This is a genomic window from Rhizobium sp. JAB6, assembly GCF_003024605.1.
In the GTDB taxonomy this organism is placed as follows: domain Bacteria; phylum Pseudomonadota; class Alphaproteobacteria; order Rhizobiales; family Rhizobiaceae; genus Rhizobium.
In genome coordinates this window covers 172,391-198,040 of sequence record NZ_PYJQ01000009.1, presented here as the reverse complement: position 1 = coordinate 198,040, position 25,650 = coordinate 172,391, and the positions used below count along the sequence as shown (strand labels likewise).

31 protein-coding genes are annotated in these 25,650 nt (G+C 59.7%); 16 read left to right on the top strand and 15 right to left on the bottom strand.

Annotated features, from left to right (window positions below; translation table 11 throughout):
• Positions 1–3 precede the first annotated feature (3 nt).
• Both C7U61_RS10960 and C7U61_RS10955 read right to left on the bottom strand, forming a co-directional pair.
• Positions 4–594, bottom strand: a complete 591-nt coding sequence (locus C7U61_RS10960; RefSeq protein WP_106998116.1) for a hypothetical protein — start codon at positions 592–594, stop codon at positions 4–6.
• Positions 595–598: 4 nt separating this feature from the next.
• Positions 599–988, bottom strand: a complete 390-nt coding sequence (locus C7U61_RS10955; RefSeq protein WP_092716191.1) for an acyl-CoA thioesterase — start codon at positions 986–988, stop codon at positions 599–601.
• A gap of 235 nt (positions 989–1,223) precedes the next feature.
• Between C7U61_RS10955 and C7U61_RS10950 the strand changes: the two genes are divergently transcribed.
• The 6 genes from C7U61_RS10950 (at position 1,224) to C7U61_RS10925 (ending at position 6,776) form a co-directional block, all read left to right on the top strand.
• Positions 1,224–2,417: an extensin family protein gene (locus tag C7U61_RS10950; protein WP_106998115.1), complete on the top strand. Its 1,194-nt coding sequence runs from the start codon at positions 1,224–1,226 to the stop codon at positions 2,415–2,417.
• A 103-nt stretch (positions 2,418–2,520) separates the two neighbouring features.
• The gene (locus C7U61_RS10945) at positions 2,521–2,775 is read left to right on the top strand and encodes a hypothetical protein (protein ID WP_106998114.1); all 255 of its coding nucleotides are present in this window, start codon (positions 2,521–2,523) and stop codon (positions 2,773–2,775) included.
• Between the two features lie 380 nt (positions 2,776–3,155).
• Positions 3,156–4,082, top strand: a complete 927-nt coding sequence (locus C7U61_RS10940; RefSeq protein ID WP_106998113.1) for an ABC transporter ATP-binding protein — start codon at positions 3,156–3,158, stop codon at positions 4,080–4,082.
• Positions 4,079–4,840, top strand: a complete 762-nt coding sequence (locus C7U61_RS10935) for an ABC transporter permease (protein WP_106998112.1) — start codon at positions 4,079–4,081, stop codon at positions 4,838–4,840. The genes C7U61_RS10940 and C7U61_RS10935 overlap by 4 nt, the downstream gene beginning before the upstream one ends.
• A 77-nt stretch (positions 4,841–4,917) precedes the next feature.
• Positions 4,918–6,249: a Mur ligase family protein gene (locus C7U61_RS10930; RefSeq protein ID WP_245410783.1), complete on the top strand. Its 1,332-nt coding sequence runs from the start codon at positions 4,918–4,920 to the stop codon at positions 6,247–6,249.
• Entirely contained in the window at positions 6,246–6,776 is a 531-nt protein-coding gene (locus tag C7U61_RS10925) for a GNAT family N-acetyltransferase (protein ID WP_181315833.1), read from the top strand. Before C7U61_RS10930 ends, C7U61_RS10925 begins: the two co-directional genes overlap by 4 nt.
• A 26-nt stretch (positions 6,777–6,802) precedes the next feature.
• Here the strand turns inward: C7U61_RS10925 and C7U61_RS10920 are convergent, their stop codons facing one another.
• The 4 genes from C7U61_RS10920 to C7U61_RS10905 form a co-directional block, all read right to left on the bottom strand.
• A complete protein-coding gene (locus tag C7U61_RS10920; RefSeq protein WP_106998111.1) occupies positions 6,803–7,708 on the bottom strand; it encodes an EamA family transporter in 906 nt (301 codons plus the stop codon).
• A gap of 105 nt (positions 7,709–7,813) precedes the next feature.
• Positions 7,814–8,515, bottom strand: coding sequence for a TIGR02281 family clan AA aspartic protease (locus tag C7U61_RS10915; RefSeq protein ID WP_106998110.1), 702 nt, complete (start codon positions 8,513–8,515; stop codon positions 7,814–7,816).
• Entirely contained in the window at positions 8,512–8,733 is a 222-nt protein-coding gene (locus C7U61_RS10910) for a DUF1289 domain-containing protein (RefSeq protein WP_106998109.1), read from the bottom strand. The genes C7U61_RS10915 and C7U61_RS10910 overlap by 4 nt, the downstream gene beginning before the upstream one ends.
• 19 nt (positions 8,734–8,752) lie before the next feature.
• Entirely contained in the window at positions 8,753–9,529 is a 777-nt protein-coding gene (locus C7U61_RS10905) for an adenosylcobinamide-GDP ribazoletransferase (protein WP_106998108.1), read from the bottom strand.
• A gap of 127 nt (positions 9,530–9,656) precedes the next feature.
• Between C7U61_RS10905 and cobT the strand changes: the two genes are divergently transcribed.
• Positions 9,657–10,673 (top strand): nicotinate-nucleotide--dimethylbenzimidazole phosphoribosyltransferase, encoded by a 1,017-nt coding sequence (cobT, locus tag C7U61_RS10900; RefSeq protein ID WP_106998107.1) that lies wholly within the window; start codon positions 9,657–9,659, stop codon positions 10,671–10,673.
• 188 nt (positions 10,674–10,861) lie between these two features.
• On the top strand, positions 10,862–11,254 hold the full coding sequence (locus tag C7U61_RS10895; RefSeq protein WP_106999054.1) for a diacylglycerol kinase: 393 nt from the start codon (positions 10,862–10,864) through the stop codon (positions 11,252–11,254).
• A gap of 119 nt (positions 11,255–11,373) precedes the next feature.
• On the opposite strand, the gene C7U61_RS10890 is transcribed toward C7U61_RS10895, so the two are convergent.
• Positions 11,374–12,903: a HAMP domain-containing sensor histidine kinase gene (locus tag C7U61_RS10890; protein ID WP_106998106.1), complete on the bottom strand. Its 1,530-nt coding sequence runs from the start codon at positions 12,901–12,903 to the stop codon at positions 11,374–11,376.
• A gap of 126 nt (positions 12,904–13,029) precedes the next feature.
• Here C7U61_RS10890 and C7U61_RS10885 point away from each other — a divergent pair, with 126 nt between their 5' ends.
• The 3 genes from C7U61_RS10885 to C7U61_RS10875 all read left to right on the top strand — a co-directional run bounded on the left by C7U61_RS10885 (position 13,030) and on the right by C7U61_RS10875 (position 14,786).
• Positions 13,030–13,602, top strand: a complete 573-nt coding sequence (locus C7U61_RS10885; protein WP_245410814.1) for a thermonuclease family protein — start codon at positions 13,030–13,032, stop codon at positions 13,600–13,602.
• Positions 13,599–14,231: a uracil-DNA glycosylase family protein gene (locus C7U61_RS10880; protein WP_106998104.1), complete on the top strand. Its 633-nt coding sequence runs from the start codon at positions 13,599–13,601 to the stop codon at positions 14,229–14,231. The genes C7U61_RS10885 and C7U61_RS10880 overlap by 4 nt, the downstream gene beginning before the upstream one ends.
• 66 nt (positions 14,232–14,297) lie before the next feature.
• Positions 14,298–14,786, top strand: a complete 489-nt coding sequence (locus C7U61_RS10875; RefSeq protein ID WP_069613098.1) for an Lrp/AsnC family transcriptional regulator — start codon at positions 14,298–14,300, stop codon at positions 14,784–14,786.
• 60 nt (positions 14,787–14,846) lie between these two features.
• Here C7U61_RS10875 and C7U61_RS10870 read toward each other — a convergent pair whose 3' ends face one another.
• Positions 14,847–15,719, bottom strand: a complete 873-nt coding sequence (locus tag C7U61_RS10870) for an NAD(P)-dependent oxidoreductase (RefSeq protein WP_106998103.1) — start codon at positions 15,717–15,719, stop codon at positions 14,847–14,849.
• A gap of 267 nt (positions 15,720–15,986) precedes the next feature.
• On the opposite strand from C7U61_RS10870, the gene C7U61_RS10865 reads away from it, so the two are divergent.
• The 4 genes from C7U61_RS10865 (at position 15,987) to C7U61_RS10850 (ending at position 19,997) form a co-directional block, all read left to right on the top strand.
• Positions 15,987–16,955: an aliphatic sulfonate ABC transporter substrate-binding protein gene (locus tag C7U61_RS10865; protein WP_106998102.1), complete on the top strand. Its 969-nt coding sequence runs from the start codon at positions 15,987–15,989 to the stop codon at positions 16,953–16,955.
• Positions 16,956–17,149: 194 nt separating this feature from the next.
• A complete protein-coding gene (ssuD, locus tag C7U61_RS10860) occupies positions 17,150–18,325 on the top strand; it encodes an FMNH2-dependent alkanesulfonate monooxygenase (protein WP_106998101.1) in 1,176 nt (391 codons plus the stop codon).
• 24 nt (positions 18,326–18,349) lie between these two features.
• A complete protein-coding gene (gene ssuC, locus C7U61_RS10855) occupies positions 18,350–19,186 on the top strand; it encodes an aliphatic sulfonate ABC transporter permease SsuC (RefSeq protein ID WP_106998100.1) in 837 nt (278 codons plus the stop codon).
• Between the two features lie 10 nt (positions 19,187–19,196).
• Positions 19,197–19,997, top strand: a complete 801-nt coding sequence (locus tag C7U61_RS10850; RefSeq protein ID WP_106998099.1) for an ATP-binding cassette domain-containing protein — start codon at positions 19,197–19,199, stop codon at positions 19,995–19,997.
• Between the two features lie 96 nt (positions 19,998–20,093).
• Here the strand turns inward: C7U61_RS10850 and C7U61_RS10845 are convergent, their stop codons facing one another.
• From C7U61_RS10845 to C7U61_RS10830, 4 genes are all read right to left on the bottom strand, one after another.
• Positions 20,094–20,570, bottom strand: a complete 477-nt coding sequence (locus tag C7U61_RS10845; RefSeq protein WP_106998098.1) for an SRPBCC family protein — start codon at positions 20,568–20,570, stop codon at positions 20,094–20,096.
• The gene (locus C7U61_RS10840; RefSeq protein ID WP_106998097.1) at positions 20,567–20,911 is read right to left on the bottom strand and encodes a metalloregulator ArsR/SmtB family transcription factor; all 345 of its coding nucleotides are present in this window, start codon (positions 20,909–20,911) and stop codon (positions 20,567–20,569) included. Before C7U61_RS10840 ends, C7U61_RS10845 begins: the two co-directional genes overlap by 4 nt.
• Entirely contained in the window at positions 20,904–21,596 is a 693-nt protein-coding gene (locus tag C7U61_RS10835) for a glutathione S-transferase family protein (RefSeq protein ID WP_106998096.1), read from the bottom strand. Before C7U61_RS10835 ends, C7U61_RS10840 begins: the two co-directional genes overlap by 8 nt.
• A gap of 128 nt (positions 21,597–21,724) precedes the next feature.
• A complete protein-coding gene (locus tag C7U61_RS10830; protein WP_106998095.1) occupies positions 21,725–22,549 on the bottom strand; it encodes a class I SAM-dependent methyltransferase in 825 nt (274 codons plus the stop codon).
• Positions 22,550–22,693: 144 nt separating this feature from the next.
• On the opposite strand from C7U61_RS10830, the gene C7U61_RS10825 reads away from it, so the two are divergent.
• Positions 22,694–23,419, top strand: a complete 726-nt coding sequence (locus tag C7U61_RS10825) for a DUF2270 domain-containing protein (protein ID WP_106998094.1) — start codon at positions 22,694–22,696, stop codon at positions 23,417–23,419.
• Between the two features lie 45 nt (positions 23,420–23,464).
• Here the strand turns inward: C7U61_RS10825 and C7U61_RS10820 are convergent, their stop codons facing one another.
• The 3 genes from C7U61_RS10820 to C7U61_RS10810 all read right to left on the bottom strand — a co-directional run bounded on the left by C7U61_RS10820 (position 23,465) and on the right by C7U61_RS10810 (position 25,556).
• Positions 23,465–23,731 (bottom strand): aspartate-semialdehyde dehydrogenase, encoded by a 267-nt coding sequence (locus C7U61_RS10820; RefSeq protein WP_106998093.1) that lies wholly within the window; start codon positions 23,729–23,731, stop codon positions 23,465–23,467.
• A 185-nt stretch (positions 23,732–23,916) separates the two neighbouring features.
• Positions 23,917–24,747 carry an ABC transporter permease gene (locus C7U61_RS10815; RefSeq protein ID WP_106998092.1) on the bottom strand — a complete coding sequence of 277 codons (831 nt, stop codon included), beginning with the start codon at positions 24,745–24,747 and terminating at the stop codon, positions 23,917–23,919.
• Complete coding sequence (locus C7U61_RS10810; protein WP_106998091.1) at positions 24,744–25,556, bottom strand: ABC transporter permease; 813 nt, start codon at positions 25,554–25,556, stop codon at positions 24,744–24,746. The genes C7U61_RS10815 and C7U61_RS10810 overlap by 4 nt, the downstream gene beginning before the upstream one ends.
• Positions 25,557–25,650 lie beyond the last annotated feature (94 nt).

Genomic DNA, 25,650 nt, shown 5'->3' with positions numbered 1-25,650 from the left:
CCGCTATGCCGGCAGCACGTCGTAGAGGCGGAAGATCCATGTGATCTGATAGATCAGCCCGACGATCACGAATGCCGCCTGGAAGCGCCGGTTTGCGGTAATCGAGGCGATGATGCAAAGGATGACATAGACGATATTGCGTATGGGATATTCCCAGCCGAGCGATCGGAAATAGGCTTCACCCTTCAGCAATGTGTCGATGAGGTCGACGGCGTAGGTGACGGCGAGCAGGCCGAAGAACCAATGGCGGCGGGAGATGAAATATTCCTCGAAGCCGCCATAATCCTCGACCGAAGGCGGATTGAGCAATACGCAGAGGAAATAGAAGAGGCAGCAGAAGCAGATGAGGAAGAGATAGACGCCGAAATTGATCTGCGCAACGGATTGCAGCCGATACTCCCACCACCAGAAATGGATGATGAAGAGGAACATGGATACCACCCAGCCGATATGGACGAGGTAGATCTTGCTCTTGCCAGGCGACTGCACGAAACCGGCAAGCCTGGTCAGAAGCTGAGCCAGCGAAAGGCCGATCACCATGCTCATGACAGTCCTGATATAGACATAGACTTCCGGTGTGTGCGCGGAACCCATAGCGTCAGCTCTCCTCCGGTACGGCCTTCGGCAGGCCGTTCTCATCGAGCGCGACCATGATGAATGTCGCCGCCGTAACCTTTTCGAGGCTGTTGTAACGGGCGCGGTGCGCCCACGCTTCGACGCTCAGCGTGATCGAGGTGCGGCCGACGCGTTCGATGTCGGTGAAGACGCTCAGCGTATCGCCGATCTTGACCGGCAGCTCGAAGGCCATTTCTTTGACCGCGGCTGTCACCACGCGGCCGCGCGCCCGCTCGGCGGCGCGGATGCCGCTTGCCAAGTCCATCTGCGCCATGACCCAGCCACCGAAAATATCGCCGGCGGGATTGGCGTCGGCGGGCATGGCAAGCGTGCGCAATGTGAGCTCGCCTCTCGGTTTGACGCTGTCGTTCATTCATAGCTCCTGTTTGCGGTCGAGTCCGACAAGCAGCCTATGCAATCCGGCCGCGATGGAAAAGCCATAGCCGCATTTCCATGGAGGACTCCGTGGGTGCTTTGCTTCAAGCCACCGTGCGGTGACGCGGTACCTGCGTGAAACACCGAGATCACCTGCGGTAAGCTTTCGTTCACCCTTCGCATTTAGGATTTGTAATCGTTACCGACCGTGGCTGGGGCAGCGGATCAGGATTATGGCCATTTTACCCATTCTACGGCGGGTCGCGCTGCCATTGCTGCTATCGTCGGCGCTGGTCGCCTGCACCGCCGACAGCCTCGTGCCGCCGTCCGGCATCGACAGTTCCTCGCGCGTCGGCTCCATCAAGCCGCATCGCAGCGTGCCGCAGCGTCAATTTGCCTATCAAGGGGTGCAGGATCCCGTCGTTTCCGCGTCGAGCAGTTACAAGAGTGCCGGCCCCGTTCGTTCCAACGGAACCGGCGAGGCCGTGACGACCTCGGATGTCGAGGTCGGGCTGGCGCAGCAATCGGACATTCCGTCCCAAGGCGTCAATATGGATGCCGAACTCGGCGTCGGTCCAAGCGAGGAGGCGCAATCCGCCTCGGTGGTCGGCTTGGCGCAGGAAGAGCAGCAGAACATCGCCGAAGGTCAGTCCGACCAGCCCGTGGTCGATGGCATCGGCACCGATGCGCCGGTACAGACCAACCGGTCGATCGTTCAGCGACCGGCCGCACAGGCCGAACTCAATCGGTCACGGATCTCGAGGCAGTTGCCGGGAACTGAGGTCGCGATGCTGCCGCGTGTCGAAAATCCGATACCACGCCTTGATCAGCAGTTCGAAGCGCCGCAATCGACGCCGGGCATGATGCCGCCTTCGGAGATCGCCTGCCGTCAGGAATTGCAGCGCATGGGCGTCGTCTATACCGATAAGCCGGCGATCTCCAATGGTCCTGCATGCCAGGTTCCCTATCCGGTTTCGCTCAGCGGCCTCTCAGGCAATATCGCGGTGCGGCCCGCCGTCACGTTGAATTGCCAGGTGACGCTCGCCTTCGCCAAATGGGTGAAGAACGAACTGGCGCCGGCGGCGCGCACGCGCTACTGGACGGGCATCGGCACGATCGTGCCGCTCGGCGGCTATTCCTGCCGGCGGATGAACAACAGCCGGCAACGCTACAATCCGATGTCGGAGCATGCGCATGGCAACGCGATCGATGTCGGCACTTTCATCCTGAAAAACGGGCATGTGATCGACGTGCGGAAGAAGGGTCTGTTCTCCTTCCGGGAAGGGCGGTTGCTCAAGGCGGTGCGCAGCGACAGTTGCCGCTATTTCGATACCGTGCTCGGCCCAGGCAGCAATCCGGAGCACTGGAACCACTTCCATTTCGACCTGAGGGACCGTAAGGGCGGCCGGCGCTATTGCAGCCTCTGATCGGCCTTTTGCCGGGACAACTTCTACCCTTGCCGAAGGGGAAAGCTGATTTACCTTTCGGCGGAATTGCGCTGAACTGCGCGGCCCGATACCAGAGGGGTTCATGGACAACGTACCGCGACGAAAAAGAAGCCCGGGAAGGGCGCTCATTGCTGCCCTGATTGCCATCGTTATCGTCATTGGCGGGCGCTGGTATGCCTATGTCGCCTACGCCGATGATCCCTTCGATGAAGTGGGCATCGGCCTCAACTCCATGATGCCCGGGCCTATCCGCGACAGGGGGTGCGCGATGCTGAAGGCTCGCTTCGAGCACAAGACGCTGCCGCCGGCCGGTTGCGGCGTCAACGGCAACTGGTGAGGCCTTTCCGATGATAAGCTGGCGAAAAGAAAAAAGCCGGCTGGGCCGGCTTGAACGGAACATGGCAACGACGGGGTATCCTTGCCTGCTCCAGAAAAGAACTTCATGTTGCAATGGTGATGCACGCAATATGAATGCAAAGCAATAAATCGGCCAATACAGCAGGCGCTACGGTGTCGCCAAGAGGCGTTGGGCGGAGTAGCGACGAACGTTGCTCACCTAAGGAGCTATATGCCCGAGCAAGGTCACGATTTGATGACAGCTTATTTGGCTTAAGCGAACGCTGTGTTTCGCTACCATGGGGTGGTCAAAGCTTGGAACCGATTATATAGCGGGCAAACGCCGCGAAATTCATCACAAAAGCCGGACTTTGCCTCGCCATGGCTCCGATCATTTCTATAAGTAATCTTACCAAGACCTACTCGAACGGGTTTCAGGCGCTGAAAGGTGTCAGCCTCGATATCGAGCGAGGGGAAATCCTGGCCCTGCTCGGACCAAACGGTGCCGGCAAGACGACGCTGATTTCCATCGTTTGCGGGATTGCCAATCCGAGCGGTGGAACGGTGACGGTCGGCGGCCATGACGTGGTGCGCGATTTCCGTGCCACGCGCAGCATGATCGGCCTCGTGCCGCAGGAATTGACGACCGACCAGTTCGAAACCGTCTGGAATACGGTGAGTTTCTCGCGCGGGCTGCACGGCAAGAAGCCGAACCCGGAATATATCGAGAAGATCCTGCGCGATCTCTCGCTGTGGGAGAAGAAGGACAACACGCTTCGCCAGCTATCCGGCGGCATGAAGCGGCGTGTGCTGATCGCCAAAGCGCTCTCGCACGAACCGGAAATTCTCTTCCTCGACGAGCCGACAGCGGGTGTCGACGTAACGCTGCGCAAGGATATGTGGCACGTGGTCGAGCGCCTGCGCGCATCCGGCGTCACGATCATTCTGACGACGCATTACATCGAGGAGGCCGAAGAAGCGGCGGACCGCGTCGGCGTCATCAATGGCGGCGAGCTGCTGCTGGTGGAGGAGAAGAAAGCACTCATGGCCAAGCTCGGCCGCAAGCAATTGATCCTCGATCTCAACGAACCGCTGGACGCCGTCCCCGACCGTCTCGACGGCAACGGGCTTTCGCTTGGGCCTAACGGCCTGACGCTGGTCTATGACTTTGATGCGCAGAACGAACAGTCCAGTATTGCGGCGCTGCTGTCGAAGCTCGCTGCCGAGGGAATTCATTTTAAGGATCTCTCGACGCGCCAGAGTTCGCTCGAGGATATTTTCGTATCGCTGGTGGGGGCAGGCAAATGAACTTCGAAGCGGTCAAGTCCATTTATTCTTTCGAAATGGCCCGCACGCGCCGCACCCTGCTGCAGAGCGTCGTGTCGCCGGTCATTTCCACATCGCTCTATTTCATCGTCTTCGGCGCGGCGATCGGTTCGCGCATCAACCTGGTCGAAGGCGTTTCCTACGGGGCCTTCATCACGCCCGGCCTGATCATGTTGACCTTGCTCGGCCAGTGCATCAGCAACGGCTCCTTCGGCATCTATTTCCCGAAATTCACCGGTACTATCTACGAGGTGCTGTCGGCGCCTGTCGCCATGACGGAAATCGTTCTCGGCTATGTCGGTGCGGCGGCGACCAAGGGGATGCTGATCGGTCTAATCATCCTGGCAACCGCGAGCTTCTTCGTCGATATCAGGATCGAGCATCCGTTCATGATGATCCTGTTCTTCGTGCTGACGGCCGTCACCTTCAGCCTGTTCGGTTTCATGATCGGCATATGGGCCGGGAATTTCGAGCAGCTGAACCTGATCCCGATGCTGGTCGTGCCGCCGCTCACCTTCCTCGGCGGCAGCTTCTATTCGATCAACATGCTGCCGCCCTTCTGGCAGGCGGTCAGCCACCTCAATCCGGTCCTCTATCTGGTCAGCGGCTTCCGCTGGAGCTTCTACGGCATTGCCGACGTCAATCCCGTATTGAGCGTTGCCATGATCACGCTTTTCCTCGTCATCTGCCTGGTCATCCTTGGATGGATTTTCCGGACAGGATATCGCTTGAGAAATTGATGGCGGTGTACGTCCGGCGGGCTTAAGAAGGCCTGCGGCTTTTGCAGCCGTAACAAAGTGGTCCAGGAAAGCATCCAATGTCGCAGGCTCATCTCAACCCTTCGCTGTCCCAGGCACTTTCCCGGCTTGATCAACTGACCAACTGGGAGCGCAAGCCCCGCGGAGAGATGCGGGTCGGTCTCGAGCCGATGCTCGATCTCATGCAGCGCCTGGGCAACCCGGATCGGAGTTTTCGCGCCATCCATGTCGCCGGCACCAAGGGCAAGGGATCGGTTTCCGCGCTTGTCGAAGCGGGATTGCTGCGGGCAGGCTGGCGGGTCGGGCGCTATGGTTCGCCGCATGTCGATCGGGTGAGTGAGCGTGTCAGCATCCTTGGCCAGGAGGTCGCGGACGATGCGCTGGCAATCGCGATCATGCAGGTTCTGGATAGCTATGAGAGTGCGAAGCAGGCGGCAACCGCCGGCGAGGATGCCACCTGGTTCGACGTGATAACGGCGGCCGCTTTCGTCGTCTTCAGGGATGCCGGCTTGAACTGGGTCGTGGTCGAGGTTGGACTGGGCGGCAGGCTGGATTCGACGAATGTGGTCTTCGGCGAAGTCGCGATCGTCACTAATATCGGCCTCGAGCATACCGAAATTCTTGGGAGCACGCGCGAGGCGATCGCGCGCGAGAAGGTCGGTATATTGAAGCCGGGCGCGACGCTTGTGACGACGCTTGCCGCCGATGATGCCGCTGGGCAGGTCTTGCAGCAGCGCGCCGATGAGCTGGCATGCGAGGTGCTTCGGACCGACCTTCCCGAAGACGCGACGATTGCTGGGACGAATATTTCGCTGGCCGGCCTTGTCTTCGATCATCTGGGCCGGCAGGGCGAGACCGTGCTGCAGGGACGCGAAAAGGGCCAGCCGATCGGCGCATGGCTGCTCGAACAAGAGGTAGTCGACAAGGCACGTCTGCCGGGGCGGATGGAGCGTTTCGACGTCTCTCTGCCGCCTGCATTGGCAAAGAAGCGGCAAAGCCTGCCCATAATCATGGATGGCGCGCATGTGCCGTTCAATATCGAGGCCGTGCTGAGGGATATCACGCGCTCTTCCTCAATCAGCGGCGAATGTGTCGCTATCGTCGCACTGGCATCCGACAAGGATGCGCCCGGCTTTCTGGACGTGTTATCGCGATACGCGGCTTACGCTGTCTTTACGGAAGCATCCGGTTCGGGGCGAGCCCATGCGGCGAGCGAGCTGGAAGCGCTGGCGAGGTCCATGGGTATGGCTTGCAAAGCCGAGCCGGACCCGCATAAGGCGCTGGATCGGGCCATGGTGAAAGCCGCTGAGCGCGACGGCTGGATGCTTGTCACCGGTTCGCTTTATCTCGTCGGCGCGCTGCGTAGCACCGTCCTCAGAAGTGCCCAATGACGATGGACATAGAGATCAGGCTCGCGCGCGCCGATGATGTTGCTGACATCGCCAGGCTGCATCGCTCCGTCTGGTGCGACACCTATCGAAATCTGGCGCCTGCCGAAGTCTATCAGGTCCTTGACGAGGATTATCGCCGTTTGCGATGGGCCGATATGCTGGCCAATCCGCGTAGGGATCAGCGTGTGTTCCTGGCTGAGCAAAGGGAGCGAATTGTCGGCATCGGCGCGATTGCGGCGCCGTCCGAACCAGCATTCGAGGGCCGCGGCGAGATAAAATCGCTCTATATCGATCCTTCGGTCAAGCGTCAGGGACTTGGCCGCCGGCTCATGCGGACAATGATGGAAGAGTTTGCTGCCATGGGATATTCGCGCGCCGCGCTTGGCGTTGTCGTCGGCAACGAGCCGGCAATCGCCTTCTATCGGGCGCTGGGGGGCCGATTGATCGGCCGCTACACCGATCCGGGACCTCTCTGGCGCTCCGACAATCTCATTTTTGCCTGGGATGATCTGTCTCTGCTGATCTGACTTCGCCACGTGCCGTCAGAACCGGTTTATCCCGCAATCGCCCGTTTGCGCGGCGCGATGGTCATGGCCATGACGCCTGTCACGACACAGACGAGGCCGATGGCTGCCGTCGGGGATAGAGGCTCACCGAGGAAGGCGACGCCGATGCCGACGCCGATCGGGACGCGAAGATAGGCCTGGGCCGTCGTGCCGACCGAGCCCAGGGTCTGGATAAGCCGGAAATAGATGCTGAAGGCAAGCGCGGTGGAGACGACCGACAGGCCGAGCAGAGCCAGGATCGAAGGGGCAGACGGCGCGATCTGCCAGGGATGTTCGACGATCAGACTCGCTGGGATCAGGAGAGCGGCACCGCAAAGCAACGAGCCGGCTGCTGGCATCATCGGGTCCAGCCCCTTGAAATTCCGGCCGAACAACGCGGCGCAGGCGTAGCAGATCGATGCCGCGACGACGGAAAGCTGCGGCAGCAGCTGGCGACCCATGCCATGCAGCGCATCCAGGCCGATGATCAGGCAGATTCCCGCCATGCCGGCAAATACGCCGAAAAGCTTGCGTCCCGTCAGCGGCTCGCTGCGTAAGAGAAACCCGGCGATCAGGAAGGCGAAAATCGGCGTCGTGGAATTCAATATGGTCGCCAAACCCGCATCGACAGTCTGTTCCGCCCAGGCGATCAGCGTGAAGGGGATGGCGCTGTTGAGACAGGACTGGATGAGAAAGCGCTTCCATGTAGCGGCGTCCCTCGGCAAGCTCAGCCTGCGCCACCGAATGATGGCGAGCAGCACAAGACCGGCGATCAAGGTACGCGCGGCGATCAGCGTGATCGGTGGAATGGTTGCCACGCCGATGCGGATGAAGGTGTAGGAGGCGCCCCAGCAGGTCGCGAGTGCAAGGAGGAGCAGCAGTTCCGTCGTAAGGTTCGGTCTTGCAGGTGTCATTGCGTTTCACTCTGAATGCGGTTCGGATATGCCCGTCTTTTAGAGCGAAAAGGACGAGGAATGCTTCGGTCCGCGCCGAACTATCGAGCCGCTCGTTCGCCCGCCTCAGTCGCGCAGCCGAAGCTCGTCGGTCTGCATCTGCATCGACCCCAAGGTTTCGAGAAAGCTCATGCCGAGCAGGCTCTGATAGAGCCTGCCTGCTTCGGCCACGCTCGCTTGGACATCCCTGCGCTTGATCGGCCCGATTGCCACGGAGCCGAGTTCCACGGGAGCCGCCCTGGCGCGGCCGTTGGCGGTCAGCACCGTCTGCGAATAGGTCAGGTTTTCCGGAATGATGCCGATGCGCTCGGCATCTTCCTGCGACAATGCGATGGTGCTGGCGCCGGTATCGATCAGCATGTCGATCGGCTGGCCATTGATCATGACCTGTGCTTCGAAATGCCCGTTCGAGCGCTTGTGAAGGATGACTTCCTGGCCGCCTTCGCTTGTGGTGACGACGACGGCGTGGCCGGGCATCAGGCCGGCGAAGACGCGGTTGCCGACCTGTTCGGCATCGCGGCGATAGATGTAGGCAGTCGCGAGCGCCATGATGATGACGAACCAGATCAGAAGATTGCGGATCGATTGGCTGACCGTATGCCGGCTCGCCCAGACGGCGGCGCTCATCATCAGGGCGATCGGCAGGAGAGAGACGACGCGTGCGAAGTCGTCGTTGTGCATGCCAAAGGTGGAGCCGGTGTTGTTGTTGAAGATGAGCAGTGCGAGGCCGATACCGAGAATGGCGAGAACGATGTTCAGGCGGTTCATACGGCGCTGCGCTCCCGTGCCATCCTTTGGCGGCGAGTCTCCCGGCGCGGCTTGCGCTCGACCTTGGTCAGCCGCTCCGGAAGCATTTCCATGATCTGACGGCGCTCGTCGTCGCTATAGCTCATCCACGCGCCGATTTCAGCCGATGTGCGGCCGCAGCCGAAGCAATAGCCGGTATTCTGGTCGACGGAGCAGACAAGGATGCAGGGTGACAGCATGGGATCATATATCGATGCTTCAAACGCACATGGCAAGGGTACAGAGCGACGCGATCTCGCAAATCTGCTGGGTCGCGCCGATCGTGTCGCCCGTATGGCCGGTCAATTTTTGGCGGACATATCTTGTGGCAAGAAATGTCGCGATGCTCGTCGTGAGAAGGCAGCCAACCAACGCCGGAACGCCCATGGCGGGACCGACGAGCAGTATCGCGAGGCCCAATGTCGCGATCAGCGCCAGCTGCATGGCGTCGCCATCCGGCTTGCCAGCCGATGCCGCGGTCCCATCCGGTTTCGCCGATGGGAGGGCGTACCAATGCCAGACCATGGCGCCGCGGCTCAATGTGGCTGCCGCAAGGATCGCGACAGCGGCATCGTCAGGCGGGAGATGGCGGGCGATGGCGGCAAGGGCGGCTGCCCGCAATCCGAACGACAATATCAATGCTGCCGCCCCATATGTGCCGATGCGGCTATCCTTCATGATTTCAAGCGCGCGTTCGCGGTCCTTGCCGCCGCCCACTCCGTCTGCCGTGTCGCTGAGCCCGTCTTCATGGAGGGCGCCGGTCAGGATCGTCTGCACGGCAAGCGCCAGCAATGCGGCCATCAACGGATCGGCGTTGAGGGCGAGCAGCACGCTGAATGTCAGCGCCGAGGGTAGGGCGATCAGCAGGCCGGCGACTGGAAAAGCGCGCGAAACGCGCGAGAGCTTGCCGTCATAGCCTTCGAAGAAGGACGACGGCACGGGAACGCGGCTCAAGAAAGCGACGGCGCGCGCGGTGTCACGCATATATTCCCGCATTTCTTCTTCTCCCCGCCATGCGCGCGACAGCATCGGGCGCTTTTGGAGTTGTTCACGCCGATTCCCAGGACTAATAGAGTCGCACGCAAAGAACCCGATTTGAGACCAAAAGACAAGGAACGCATTCATGAGCGTCAGCGGCCTCCCATTCGACGATTTCCGCGCATTGTTGCGCGACCTTCCAGGCCCGGATGCCCGGGCGCTCGTGGCCGCGCGCGAACGTGACGCGCAACTCACCAAACCGCCGGGTGCCCTTGGAAGGCTGGAGGAAATCGCCTTCTGGCTGGCCGCCTGGACCGGTCGTGCGCCGGCCGTGACCCGGCCTCTGGTGGCGATCTTCGCCGGCAATCATGGCGTCACCAAGCAGGGAATTACACCGTTTCCGCCTTCGGTGACCCAGCAGATGGTGGAAAATTTCGCGGCCGGCGGCGCAGCCATCAACCAGATCTGCGTTGCCTATGACCTCGGCCTCAAGGTCTTCGATCTCGCGCTCGATTTTCCGACCGGCGATATCACCGAAGAGCCGGCGTTGAGCGAGCGCGACTGCGCAGCCACCATGGCCTTTGGCATGGAGGCGATTGCCGGCGGTACCGATCTGCTCTGCATCGGCGAAATGGGCATCGGCAATACCACGATCGCCGCGGCCATTCATTATGCGCTCTATGGCGGCAAGGCTGAAGACTGGGTCGGTCCGGGTACCGGCTCGGAAGGTGAGATGCTGAAGCGCAAGACCGCCGCCGTCGAAAAGGCGGTCGCGCTCCATCGCGATCATCTCAACGATCCGCTGGAAATCCTGCGCCGCCTTGGCGGGCGCGAGATCGCCGCCATGGCCGGCGCCATCCTCGCCGCCCGCATGGAGCGCATCCCTGTTATCATCGACGGCTACGTCGCGACGGCCGCCGCCTCCATTCTCAAGGCGGCCAATCCTTCTGCTCTCGATCATTGCCTGATCGGGCATGTCTCGGCCGAGCCGGGCCATCTGCGCTCCATCGAAAAGCTAGGAAAGACGCCGCTTCTGGCGCTCGGCATGCGGCTTGGCGAAGGTACGGGCGCCGCGTTAGCCGCCGGCATCGTCAAGGCCGCGGCGGCCTGCCATTCCGGCATGGCGACGTTCGAAAGCGCCGGCGTTACGAACAAGCAATAAAAAGCGGGGCGGCGAGACGTTGAAATAAGCGTTTCGCCGCTCAATTGTCCTGTAGACAATCGGTTTTTCGTCATAAAACTGCAATGAATTTTGAAGGCGGCGAGAAGGTGTCGCCTTGCTTCGTCCCCGGCGAGGCGGTATTCGCAAAGCATCCAGATTGCAACCGGGACAATACGGGCGGAGCGCGAATGGCTGAGTTTTCAAAATCAGCGGTCAACAAGGAGACCGGGATTCGGCACTTTTTCGCCGCCGCCGGCTATTCCTGGGGCGGATTTCAGCGGTTGCTGCAGGAATCGGCCTTTCGCCAGGAGCTGCTTTTTGCCGGGGTGGCGCTGATCCTTTTGATTGTAGTCGGCGCGACCATTGGCGAGATCGTCATTGCCATGGTGCTGTTCCTCGCCGTCTTCGCGGTCGAAGCCATGAATACGGCGGTGGAAGAGGTCATCGACCGGATTTCACCGGAGATTTCCAACGTCGGCAAACATGCCAAGGATCTCGGCTCTTTTGCCGTTCTGTGCATGCTGGTCGCTTCCGGTATTTACGTCCTCTATGTCATTGGCAGCCATCTGCTGTTTCGCTAAAGCAATTCCAGGAGAAGTGCGTAGCGGTTTTTCCGTCCGGAATTGCTTGAAAGAGATAGAGCGATTCAGAGCCTCTGTGAAAAGCTGACGCGCTCTACCGATCAGCGTCCGCGCTTTGTTCAAGCGAAGCTCTTCTTGCGCCGCTCGGCGAGCGGGGCATCCCCGATCGCCGGCAAGCTTTGCAGCACCCGCTTCGGCGGCAAGATGGCGATGACTTCCGTGCCTTCCCGCAGCTTGGATTTCAGCATGAACTGACCGTCATGCTTTGCGAGAATGGCCTGTACGATGGGCAGGCCAAGGCCCGTGCCCTGTTCCGCGCTCTTGATGGCGATGGAACCTTGGCCGAAGGCCGACAGGACAATCGGGATTTCCTCTTCCGGAATGCCCGGACCATTGTCCTTGATCGAGACATATTCCCCGCCGCCGGCCGTCCAGCCGACCTTGACGCTGATCTCGCCGCCTTGCGGGGTAAATTTGACGGCATTCGACAGGAGATTGAGGATTACCTGGCGCATCGATTTCTCATCGGCCCAAACGGAAGGCAGCTGCGCTTCGAATTGCGATGAGATCGAAATGTTCTTGGCGCGGGCGCGCAGCTGCACCATGCCGATGCAATCCTCGGCAATATCGAGCAGGGAAATTGCTTCCTCGTTCAGCTCGTATTTGCCGGCCTCGATACGCGAGAGATCGAGGATTTCGTTGATCAGGTTGAGCAGGTGCTGGCCGGATCGATGGATATCGGTGGTATATTCGCGATAGGTCGGATTATTGAGCGGCCCCATGACCTCCGCCGACATGACCTCGGAAAAGCCAAGGATCGCATTCAGCGGCGTTCTAAGCTCGTGCGACATCGACGCAAGAAAGCGCGATTTGGCGAGATTGGCTTCCTCGGCACGCCGGCGCGCCTCGTCAGACATCGACTTTGCGACCTCCAGCTCCACGATCAGATCGTCCTTTTCCGACTGGAAGGAGAGGATCTTGAGGTTGGATTGATACATGCGGATGGTGATGAAGGTGAAGAACGCGACGGCGACCGAGATCGCGGCGGCCAGGGCGATGTCCGATGGCTTTCGTGTGAGGATGGCGGTCACGACCAGCGCGACGGTGACGGGCGCAAAGGAGAAGGGTACGGCACGCGGCAGCATGAAACTGGACATGGCCGTGACACCGATCGCCACGAGCAGGATCGCGCCCTTATAGAGCACGAAACTGTCGCCACCGCAGATCGAACAGCCCTGCATGGCAAAAATTGCCCAACAGAGGCCCATCAGCAACTGCCCGAGCAAGAAGACCTGCCGCCATTTCCTAGCGCTTTGCGCCGAGATTTCCTGCTTCCGTGCCCTGCGGCCGAGCAGCATGTTGATCGCGTGTGCCGTCAGGATCGGAATAGTCCAGAAGAAGATCTGCACGTCCCGCGTTAGGTAGGCGCCGAGCACGGCAACGATGACGGCGAAAATCGGAATGACCGCGGCGCCTTGCAGCAGCGTATCGATATGCATGAGCATCATTTCGCGGTCGAAATTGCGGCTGTGGCCATTCTGCAGGCGCTCGCGCGTTTGCCGCACGGCCTTCGATACAGCCCGGTTACGGTGACTGCGCGATCGGTCGACAATGTTTTTATCTGTCGATGTGCTGACGCCGGTGCTCATGGTTACATTGAAACTTGGCCTGCCTGAGGCTACACACTAGCGTTCAAATCTTAAGAAGATGCTGCGCCGAAATGATTTGTTTGCCATCTTCGCCAAGGATTTATTCTTAAAGGAGGCAACAACGTGATGCGGTCGGGCCGCCTGTTTCGTGACGGCGTGGCCACTTTCGTGCTGCTTGCCATCCTTGCATTATTCGCGTTGAAGATGAACAATCGACCGGAAATCGTTCAAAACGGCAGCTTTTATGCCATCGACGGTGATACGCTTTCCGCCAATGGTGAGCGCCTGAGGCTGAAAGGTATCGATGCTCCCGAATGTCGGCAGCGCTGCCAACGCAATGGCACGGATTGGGCCTGCGGCGAAGAAGCGCGCAAGGCGCTTGCCACAATGATTAAGAGCGGAGCGCCCGAATGCCGGGGACGGGAAAGGGATCGCTATGGTCGCCTGCTGGTGACATGCGCTGCCGGGAATATCGATATCAACGCCGCGATGGTTCGCAATGGCATGGCGGTGTCCTATGGCGGCTATGCGAGCGAGGAACGGAGCGCACGGCAGGCAAAAGCCGGGCTTTGGGCCAGTGATTTCGAGAGGCCGAGCGACTATCGGCGCGAGGAGCGTATGGCTGACGGCAATGACAATGATCCGATTGCCGGGTTGTTCGGCTATTTGCGCCAGCTTGTCGGGTGGAGTACCCCATGAAGCAGGAGAGCGAATTGCAGATCCTGCGTTCCGCGATCGCGGCCTGCCGTCTTTGCCGGGATGCGCCGGCCAAGGGCGAGGCGGATCGTTTGCCGCATGCACCGCGTCCGGTTGCGACGCTGTCGTCCACGGCGCGGATACTCATCGCCGGGCAGGCGCCGGGATTGCGCGTTCACGAGAGCGGCCTGCCGTTCAACGATGCTTCGGGTGACCGTTTGCGGCAGTGGCTCGCGGTGGATCGCGAGAGTTTCTACAATCCGGATCATTTCGCCATAATGGGCATGGGCTTCTGTTTTCCAGGCTATGATGCGGCCGGAAGCGATCTGCCGCCGCGCAAGGAATGCGCGCCATTATGGCGGCAGCGGGCTATGGATGCGATGCCGCAGATCGAGTTGATCCTGACGATCGGTCAATATGCGCAGGCATGGCATCTTGGGGCGGAGCGCATGGGCTCGATGACCGAGACGGTCGCGCAGTGGCGGCGTTATCTTCTAAGCAATCGGTCGCCGTCCATCCTGCCGCTGCCGCATCCGAGTTGGCGCAACAGCGGCTGGCTGAAACGTAACCCATGGTTCGAGGCCGAACTGCTGCCGGTTTTGCAACAACGTGTGAAAACCTTGCTGTCTTGAGAAAAAGTTTCTTTTCTCTCGCTTATAATGAGCTATAGAGAGAATATAATTCGAAGGGATGCTTAAATGGACCGCCTTGACCGCAAGATTCTGCGCCTGCTGCAGGAAGATTCCACTCTGGCTGTAGCCGATCTCGCCAAGAAGGTCGGTCTTTCGACGACGCCCTGCTGGCGCCGTATCCAGAAGATGGAAGAGGATGGCGTCATTCGCCGCCGCGTGGCCTTGCTCGATCCGGAAAAGGTCAACACGAAGGTCACGGTTTTCGTTTCCATCCGCACCAACAGCCACTCGATCGAATGGCTGAAGCGCTTTTCCGAAGTAATCGCCGATTTTCCGGAAGTGGTCGAATTCTATCGTATGAGCGGTGATGTCGATTATCTGCTGCGTGTCGTCGTCCCCGATATCGCCGCCTATGACGCCTTCTACAAGCGCATGATCGCCAAGATCGAAATCCGCGACGTTTCCTCGGCTTTTGCCATGGAGCAGATCAAGTATTCGACGGAACTGCCGCTCGATTATATGCTGCTCGAAAATGCCAAGTCCAACGAGGACTGAAAAGGACTGGGCGCCGCTTTGAAGAGGCGCTCAGCACCCTGCCGATTTCGTGGCGGCTCTTTACTTCTTATCGAGGCGTGCGAGCAGCGAAGAGGTATCCCAGCGATTGCCTCCCATCGCCTGGACGTCACCGTAAAACTGGTCGACGAGGGCCGTGAGCGGCAGCTTGGCTTTATTGCGGCGGGCTTCCTCAAGCACGATGCCAAGATCCTTGCGCATCCAGTCGACTGCGAAACCGAAATCATATTTGCCTGCATTCATGGTCTTGTGGCGGTTTTCCATCTGCCAGGAGCCGGCGGCACCCTTGGAAATGACGTCAACCACCTTCTCGATATCGAGCCCAGCCTGCTTCCCGAAGTGAATGCCTTCGGCCAAGCCCTGGACGATGCCTGCGATGCAGATCTGGTTGATCATCTTGGTCAGCTGCCCCGCGCCGACAGGCCCCATGAGGCCGACCATGCGGGCATAGGCATCGATCACGGGGCGAGCCTTTTCGAATACGGCCTCGTCGCCCCCGCACATGACGGTCAGCACGCCGTTTTCCGCGCCTGCCTGTCCGCCGGAAACCGGTGCATCGATGAAGTCGACACCTTTTTCCTTGGCGGTTGCATAAAGTTCGCGGGCGACTTCGGCGCTTGCAGTGGTGTTGTCGATGAGGACCGAACCGGCCTTCATGGTTGAAAGGACTCCGTTTTCACCCGTCGTCACCGAGCGCAGGTCGTCGTCATTGCCGACGCAGGTGAAGACGAAATCGGCACCTGTAGCGGCTTCAGCCGGAGTAGGGGCGAATTTACCGTCATATTGCTTGGCCCATGCCTCTGCCTTGGCGGCGGTGCGGTTATAGACGGTGACGTCATGGCCGCCCTTGACCTTCAAATGCCCAGCCATGGGATAGCCCATGACGCCCATGCCGATGAACGAGACCTTTGCCATTTCATAACTCCCTGACCGAATTTGTCTCGAAGGCTTAGCCGAAAGGCCAGGGAGACGAAAGACCGATTTGTCGGGCAACTTGTCACCATGGCATATGATTTGAAATCTCGTTTCTAATTTTCGCATCTGTTGGAATGGAATTTCGTCATAGCTGCGAATCTTCATAATTTCCTTTGTCGATATAATCTATGGATTTGCGATCTTTAAGCCATCGACAACGAGCCGATGGCAGCGGAAGCGCCGGGGCCTCATGAAAAGGGATCTTCGATGATTTCGCGCAGACAGACACTCGGCCTTCTCGGTGCGACGGCAGCTGCTTTCGCTTTGCCTTCCGTTCGATCATCGCGCGCGGCTGCGGCGACGACGCTTCGGATCGGCTGGCAGAAGAACGGCGTCTTGGCGTTGGCAAAGCGTCAAGGGGCGCTGGAAAAGCGGCTTTCTGATCGCGGCATTTCCGTCGAATGGTCGGAATTCACATCCGGGCCCCCTTTGCTTGAAGCTCTCGGCGCCGGTGCTCTCGATTTCGGTGCGACGGGTGACGTGCCGCCGCTGTTCGCACAGGCTGCCAACGGCAATCTGCTTTATGTCGGCCTCTATACCGGCAGTCCCGAAAGCTCCGCCATTCTCGTGCGCAAGGATTCGCCGATCCAGACGCTTGCTGATCTCAAGGGAAAGAAAGTCGCCTTCAAGCGTGGCTCCAGCGCCCACAACGTCACCGTTAAGGCGTTGCGCAAGGGCGGACTTACGGTCAGCGATATCCAGCCGCTGGATCTCGCGCCGCCGGATGCCTCTGCTGCGTTCAAGACGGGGGCGATCGACGCCTGGTCGATCTGGGATCCCTATCTCGCCATTGCCGAGGCCGATCCGGATACGCGTATCCTGACGACGGCGCGCGGCATCGTCGATTCCTTCAGCTATTTCCTGGCGAATGGCGATTTCACCAAGGGCAACCCGCAGGTCATCGTCGATGTCATCGATGAACTGGCCAAGGTAGGGGCGGCGGCGCAATCGAATCTGGACGGCACCGTTAAGGCTCTCTCGGAAATCACCGGCGTCCCAGCCGAGGTGACGCGGGTGACGCTGACGCGCCCGGGCGCCAATCTCGGTGGTGTTTCGACCATTACGGATGCGGCGATCACCTATCAGCAGGGGCTTGCCGATGAATTCTACAATCTCGGGGTCATCCCGAAGAAGCTCAATATAACGGATATCGTCTGGCGGCCGAAGGCGAGCTGAGACTGACAAGAGCCGGAAGGTGGCGCCGTGCCTGAAACACTCCAAGCGTGGGCCTTATCAGCAAAAATATTTCGTGAAAGCCCGGCAACTCGAAAATCTATATTGTCGATATAATCAATAGTCTATGCCACTATCCGGATCGAACATCGGGAGGTGGCTCCCGACCACGCGCACCCAGAAAGCAGGAAAGCTTCATGACCGCGACCGCAAAACCCATCGATTTCCTCTGGTTCATCCCGACTTCCGGCGACGGTGCCTATCTGGGTACGACCGACCTCAACCGCGGCCCGGAGATCGGCTATCTCCAGCAGATCGCGCAGGCGGTCGACCGGCTCGGTTATACGGGCGTGCTTTTGCCGACGGGGGTCTCCTGCGAAGAGTCTTTCGTCACCGCCGCCGCTCTTTCGGCGCATACACAGAAGCTGAAGTTCCTGGTCGCGATCCGCCCCGGCACGGCCTCGCCCGCTTATTATGCGCGCCTTGCCTCGACGCTCGATCGTGTCTCGAACGGCCGAGTGCTGCTGAACATCGTCGTTGGCGGCAGCCCGGCTGAACTGGCCGGTGACGGCATTCATCTCGAGCATGACGAACGCTACGCCCATGCCGATGAATTCTTCCATGTCTGGGAGGAGCTGCTGGAGACGGGATCGTCCACCTTCGAGGGCAAATATATCAAGGCGACGAATGCGCGGCTCGGCTTGCCGCCGGTGCAGGCGCCGCGCCCGCCGCTCTATTTCGGCGGCTCCTCCGACGCCGGCATCGAATTCTCGGTCGGTCGTGTCGACAAGTATCTGACCTGGGGCGAGCCGCCGGCACAGGTGGCCGAGAAAATTGCAAAGGTACGGGCGGCTGCTGCCAAGCGCGGACGCGAGGTCAGCTTCGGCATCCGCCTTCACTTCATCGTTCGCGAGACGGACGAAGAGGCATGGGCCGCGGCCGAGAAACTGATTTCCAAGCTCGACGACGAGACGATCCGCGAAGCGCAGGAGCAATTCGTCAATCAATCCGATTCCGTCGGCCAGAAACGCATGGCGGCGCTGCATGGCGGCCGCCGGGACAAGCTGGAAGTATCGCCGAACCTCTGGGCAGGCGTTGGCCTGGTGCGCGCCGGGGCCGGGACGGCGCTCGTCGGTTCGCCGAAGACGGTTGCCGCAAGGCTGCGGGAATATCAGGAGCTCGGCATCGAAACCGTGATCGGCTCGGGCTATCCGCATCTGGAAGAAGCCTATCGTGTAGCCGAACTTCTCTTCCCCGAGCTGGGATTGAAGCGCGACGAGCAGCGTGCCGGGTTCCGCAACGAATTCGGCGCCAAGCAGATTTTCGCCGGCGGCAGCCATGGCGGCAATCTCAAGGTCGTTTCCGGCTCGTAACGCCAGTTCAAAAGGGAGATCTCCATGTCGGCACTCGACACGTCCTTCGTCCGCGTGGCCTCGGAACGGCGCACGCGCCCGGCCGGGAGCGCGCGGCAAGGCATCTCGTTCCAGAGATTTCTGCCGTTTCTGCTGCCGGTTGTCGTCATCGCGGCATGGCAGCTGGGCTCCTCGCTTGGATGGATCTCCACCCGTATCATGCCGTCGCCGACGGCAGTCGTGGTCGCCTTCTGGCAGACCACGATTTCCGGGCAGCTGCCGAACAATATCGTCGTCAGCGCAGGCCGGGCCTTCGCCGGCCTGCTGGTCGGCGGCTCGATCGGCTTCCTGCTCGGTATCGCCAACGGCGTCTCGCGGCTTTCGGAGCAATTGACGGATACGACACTGCAGATGCTGCGCACCATTCCGCATCTTGCCATGGTGCCGCTCGTTATTCTCTGGTTCGGAATCGGTGAGGAATCCAAGCTGTTCCTGACGGCGCTCGGCGTGCTTTTCCCAATCTATCTCAACACCTATCACGGCGTGCGCAATGTAGACCGTGGGCTGATCGAGATGGGACGGGTCTATGGCATGAGCAACTGGACGCTGTTCCGGAAGGTCATCTTTCCCGGCGCGCTTCCGTCCATCCTCGTCGGCTTGCGGTTTGCCCTCGGCATCATGTGGCTGACGCTCATCGTTGCCGAATCCATCGCGGCATCGTCAGGCATCGGCTACATGGCCAACAATGCCCGCGAGTTCGGCATGACCGATGTCGTGGTGCTGACGCTGGTCATCTATGCCATCCTCGGCAAGCTCGCCGATGTCGTCGCGCGGGCACTCGAGCGCAGAGCCTTGCGTTGGAATCCGGCCTATCAGAATTGAGGAGCTTCCCATGAGCGTCAACACACTCGATCGCCCACGGGCGGAAGCCAAGAATGTCACCTCGCAGATTACGGGCGGCGCCGCCATCCATATCAAGGGCCTGGAAAAGAGCTTCGGCAACAATCGTGTCCTTCGCGGTATCGATCTCGATATTCCTGCCGGCCAGTTCGTCGCCGTCATCGGCAAGAGCGGCTGCGGCAAGAGCACGCTATTGCGCATCCTGATGGGACTGGAAGAGCCGAGTGCCGGCCGTCTGCGCCTCGAAGCGGTCGATGGCGGTGACACACAGCCCAACACACGCATTGTCTTTCAGGAGCCGCGGCTGCTGCCCTGGCTTTCCGTCGCCGATAATGTTGCGGTGGGCCTGGGCGAGGGCGTATCGCAGGATATCTCGCGTAAGGAGACTGCGTCCGTTCTTTCCGAGGTGCAACTGGCCGAGAAGGCCGGCGAATGGCCGTCCAGCCTTTCCGGCGGGCAGAAGCAGCGCGTGGCGCTGGCCCGAGCGCTCGTCAGCAAGCCCGGTATCCTCGCCCTCGATGAGCCGCTTGGTGCGCTGGATGCGTTGACCCGCATCAGCATGCAGGAACTGCTGAACCGCGTCTGGCGCGAGCTCGGCTTTACCGCCGTACTCGTGACCCACGACGTCAGCGAAGCCGTGCATCTGGCCGATCGTGTCGTGGTGCTGGACGAGGGCCGGATCGTGCTCGATCTTGCCATTCCCTATCCGCATCCACGCCGTCATGGCAATCCGGCGCTTGCAGAACTCGAAGGGCAGCTGCTGGCGGCAATCCTCGGTGACGCGCGGGGTTAGAGCTTTTTCGCTTTTCTTCGAATCGCGAAAACGCTCTGTCTTTTGTTTACGCAATTCCGGACGGAAAAAGCGTTACGCACTTTTCCTCAAATTGCTCTAATTCGGCCTGCTATCGTCTCCCTCGACATAGAGCTTGAGGTTATCGAAGCCGATTTCCGTGCCCATAAGGCGTGAGCCGTTGTCGCTGTAGCCGTCGAGGAACACGACCTGTTCGACGAAGGTCATTTTCGTGCCGCCCGGTTCCGAAGTGAAGCTGACCGTTGCGAGCGATACCGAGATGCGCTTCTGGTCGAGCATCATGTCAAAGGCGTAGATGAAGCGCTCGTTCTGAACGACATCGATATAGCGCGCCTGATAGGCATGAATGACGCCATTCGTCGAGGCGATACGGTTGCTTTCGCTGCCGCCGGTGCGGAAATCGAGCTGGAATTCCAACGGTTTCCAATCTCCGTGACAGGCGAACCATTGCTGCTTCTGTTCGGGCATTGCCCAGGCATCGAAGACTTTCGCCAGGGGTGCCTTGAAATGACGCTCTATGGTGATCGTCGTATGGTCTGTCGATCTTCTGCTCATTCGTTCGTCGTCTCCGTCGATGTATCAGCCAGAAAAAGATCGAGCCGGTCGAAGGTCCTGTTCCAGGACGCCTTGCGCTCGGCGATCCAGCGCTCGACGGCTGCCAGAGCTTCCTTGCGCAGATGGTAAGTGCGCACCCGGCCGGCCTTTTCCGACAGTACGAGCCCGCTCGTCTCGAGCACCTGCAGATGTTTCATCACCGTCGGCAAGGCCATGTCTAGCGGCTGTGCCAGTTCCGTGACGGAGGCCGGTCCACGCCCGAGCCTGTCGATCATGCCGCGCCGGCTCTGATCTGAAAGAGCCTGGAACATGCGGTCGAGTGCCTGCGGTTCTTCAAGCATTCGGCTTTTCCGGCCGGAACTGCGCCCGCAGCTTGTGACTATAAGGGTACATATGGAAATAAGGCATTGCTTCCTGGAGGACGCGGGCGAAGGATGGGCGCTCAAGCAGGCGCCGATAATAGGCCTTCAGCCGATCATGCTCTTTGGCGAATGGGACCAGGGTTTCAGCGTAGAACAAAGCTGGCGCGGCCGCGCAATCCGCCATGGTCAGGCTGTCGCCGGTGATCCAGATCTTTCCGTCAAGTTGCTTTTCAATCATGCCATAAGCGGTGCGCAGCAAGGTCTCGGCTGCGGCGACGCTTTGCGGGCGCTGATCCTGTTCTGGCCGGCGCACGTCCGCAACGATCGCTTGCATCGGTTCTTGCACATAGAGATCGAAGAAGCGATCCCAAAGCCGCACACACAGAGCATCCGACGGATTTGCCGGCAGCAGCGGCGTTGCGCCCGGATAATGGCGATCGAGATATTCGATGATGATGCTGCTTTCGGGAACGGTGCTGTCGAGATCTTCGTCGCGCAGCACTGGAAATTTTGCAAGCGGCCAGAGGCGCACCAGCGAGGCGCGCGATTCCGCATCGCCGAGATCGATGATCCGGCTTTCGAAGGGTGTGCCGTTCTCATAAAACGCCATCAGAGCCTTGTGGCAGAACGAGGCGAGGGGATGCTGGTAGAGAATAAGGGACATGCGGCGTCCTTCCAAGACCACGGTTCAAGCTGATACTTTCCTGATTGACTAAGTATCAGTTCCCGCCATGCTGCGCAAGAAAATACTTATCCATTTGGGTAAGTAGTTTCCCGCTTATATCCGTCGTCTCAGTCGGCGATCAAACGCGCAATGACGAGATGGCCCGGTGTGGGCTGGCCATCTTCCATGCGAACATTGATGTCGGTGATCTCGACCAGCTCGAAGCCGGTGGCTGTCAGCCGTTCGCGCACATAGGCTTCGGAATGCGCGAAACGCTGATGCGGGCCGACCATATAGGGGCGGCCGGCCATTGTGGCCTCGGGCAGGGTCTCGGAAGAGAAAATGAAGAGGCCGCCAGGTCTCATGTTTTCGGCGGCGCCGAAGAACAGCGGCTCCAGTGCACCGAGATAGGGCAGCACATCGGTGGCCGTGATCAGGTCGAATGGCTCCTCGTCATTGTCGTCAAGGAAATCCTCGACCTCGGCGACAAACAGCGTTTCGTAGATGTCCTTTTCGTGGGCGACCTCGACCATGTTCTCGGAAATGTCGATACCGGTGATATCCTCGACGATATCGCGCAGCGTGCCGCCCGTGAGGCCCGTGCCGCAGCCGAGATCGAGCATGCGCTTGAAGGGGCCGAGGCCGAGAGCCTGCAGGCGCTGGCGAACGAGAACCGGAACATGGTAGCCGAGCTGCTCCACCAGCACATCCTCGAAAACTTCGGCATGCTGATCGAAGAGCGTTTCGACATAGGCGTCAGGCGCTTTGATGGGCGTCTCGCCGCGGCCCATGGAGGCGATTCGAACGGCTGCGCCGCCGTGATCTTCCGGGTCGAGCGCCAGCACCTTCTCATAGGCCTGAACCGCAGCGTCGATATCGCCCGCCTTTTCCAGCGCCAATGCCTGGTTATAGGCTTCCGCAAGCGCGTCTTCGTCGATCTTCTTCTTTGCCATGAGTGACAGCCCTTCCATTCGTCACGGAGGCATTAAGGCGCTTGATCGGCTTTTGCAATGCTTGCTGAGCAGGCGCAGAATATGACCCTCGGCGAAGGCCACTTCAGGCACGCTACCCGAACAAAAGAATAAGGGAGGAAAATCATGGATAATGAACGCACCACACCGAACTCGGCGAGCGGCACCGGGGAGCGCAGCCGTACCTCCTTGCCGTCGACGCCGGCTGAAGTTACCAACACCTTGACCCACTATTATCGGGGAGAATTGGGGAGGATGACGAGCTGGCGCGATCGCATCGACCGGACATCGAATTGGGCCATCACCGTGGTTGCCGCCCTGCTGTCCGTCTCGCTTTCGACACCGACGTCGCATCATGGCGTATTGCTGTTCGGAATGATGCTGATCACGCTGCTGTTGCTGATCGAGGCGCGGCGATATCGCTTCTTCGATGTCTATCGCTCGCGGGTGCGGCAATTGGAGCGGCATTACTTCGCGCAGATCCTGGCGCCGCAAACGGAGTTCAATCCCGATTGGGCCTTGTCGGTTGCCGCGAGCCTGCGTTCGCCCCGACTGCTGCTTAGTTATGTCGAGGCAGCGCAGCGGCGGTTGCAGCGCAATTATTGCTGGATGTATGCGATCCTGCTCCTGGCATGGATCCTGAAGATTTCGACGCCAAGGCTTCAGACCCAGGGCGTGACGCAGGAGCAGCCGCATTCATGGAGCTATATCATCGACAATGCGGCACTCGGACCAATTCCCGGCTGGGCCGTCCTCATCCTTGTCGCGGTCTTCTACGCCTTCGTCCTCTACGGCACGCTCCATCGCGGTTCGGATGACGGGGATTTCATCCATGGCGAGGCGCATGTCTGATGGTGACGCTGCGGTCGTGACGCCGCCCCATGCGATCCGGCTGCCTTAATGCAGGATGAATTCGCCCTTCACGGCGCGCCATTCGGTCGCTGAAATCAGTTTGCGGTGGACATAGCGCACGGAATGTAGCGGTCCCTCCAGCGTTTCCTGCCAGAATTTCAGGAAGCCGCGCATTTCCGGGAAGTTGGGGGCGAGATCATAATCCTGCCAGATGTAGGTCTGCAGGAATTGCGGATGATCCGGCAGGCGATAGAAGATCTGCGCTGTCGTCAACCCATAACCCTGCAACTGCTTTTGCATGTCGTTATGCATGAGCTTTCTCTTTCCGTTCCCATTCTTGTTCGTGACTCATGGTCACTCAAATATGGAAACAGCAGATGGTAAACTCAAGCTTTACAAAAACGTCATCAATGAAATTTGTTCACAAAAATCAATGCGTTAGCAGCGACAATGTAGGAGTGCTGCCAAGGCCGCGCCGCGATGCAGCCTTGGCGGCATCAGCGTTTAAGATGCCGTGTCAGCCCGCCTTCCATCCGCGCCCAGCCGTTTCGCATGAGTTCGACGATCACGAGATAGAAGATCGCGGCCCAGAGATAAATCTGGTAGTCGTAGGTCCGCGAGAAGGCGTAGCGCGTTTCGCCCATCAGGTCGTAGACGGTGATGATGGACACCGTGGCGGAACTCTTGATCAGCAGAATGATCTCATTGCCGTAAGGACGCAGCGCCACGATGAGCGCCTGAGGAATGATAATCTTGCGGAAGGCGATCCAGGTATGGATACCAAGCGCGTTGGCCGCTTCCCGCTGGCCTTTCGGTACGCTCTGAATGGCGCCCCGGACGATTTCCGTCTGATAGGCCGCCGTGTTCAGCGTCATGGCGAAGACGCCGCAATAGAAGGGATCCTTGAAGAACCACCAGAGGCCGATATCCTCGAAGAACCAGCGAAAGCTCGGGAAACCGTAATAGACCATGAAAATCTGCGCCAGCAGCGGCGTGCCGCGAAACAGATAGACATAGCAATAGGTCAGGGTGCTCAGGATCTTGTTGTTCGACATGCGGGCAAAGGCCAGCGGTATCGAGAGGATCGCACCGAGGATAAAGGATGTGGCGACCAGCTTGACCGTGATCCAGAGACCGTGAAGCAGCCGTGGCCCGTAAGTTTCGAGCTTGTCCACATCCCACCCGGCTATAATCATTGCCAGCAGTGAAATGCCGAGAATGGCCCAGAGGGTCAGAAAGAAATAACCGGCGACGCGCGCCTTGGAGAGCTTCCTGACCGTCTTCGGCGGTGCCGGTCGGGCGGAGATCAGAACTTCGGCATGGCTCATCGATGGACCTCCGCACGTTTAGCCCATCGATCGAGATAGAAGAGGCCGACGGAAGAGATGACGGCCAGTGTCAGATAAAACAGGCAGGCGATGGAATAGAAGGTGAAGGGCGCCTTGGTGGCGCGCACGGCGATCCCCGTCTGCCTGATGATATCGGCAAGGCCGATGATGGATACGTAGGATGTATCCTTCAGCAGGTTCATCCAAAGGTTTCCGAGATTCGGTAAGGATATCCGAACGAGTTGCGGCACGATGATAAGCCGCATGGTGCGCGCCCGATGAAATCCAAGGGCATCGCCCGCCTCATACTGACCTTTGGGAATGGCTTTGAAGGCAGAGAGGAGGACCTCCGAGCAATAGGCGGAAAAGACGATTGCGAGCGCCACCATGCCGGCGGCAAACGCATTGATCTCGACGGGGCCGTTGTAGCCGAACTTGGCAAGCAGCGATTGCAGGAGGATCTGCATGCCGTAGTAAATGATGAAAAGCGTCAGCAGTTCCGGCAGGCCGCGGAAAATCGTCGTGAAGACACCCGCCGCAAGCCGCAGCGGCTTTTCCTCGGATTGCTGCGCCAGCGCGACGAAGAAACCGATGACGATGCCGAGCGGCAGCGTCAGCACCGAGACGGCGATGGTTATCTTCAATCCGCCGGCCAGTTCGTCACCCCAGCCTGTGTCGCCGCAGGCGAGCATGGTGTCCGGGCGGAACATGCTGAACACGGTGAACAGTCCCGCGGGACCGCACAATGGGTCAAAAATCGTACTCAACCAGGTCCACAAGGAACCGAGGGCGGAAAACAATCCGCTCATGCTGTATTTCCCCTAGCGGCTTTTGCCGCGTTTCTGCTTATATTCTTCTCGTTGTCAAACAAAAACGGCGGAAGGGCAAGCTTCCGCCGTCGTC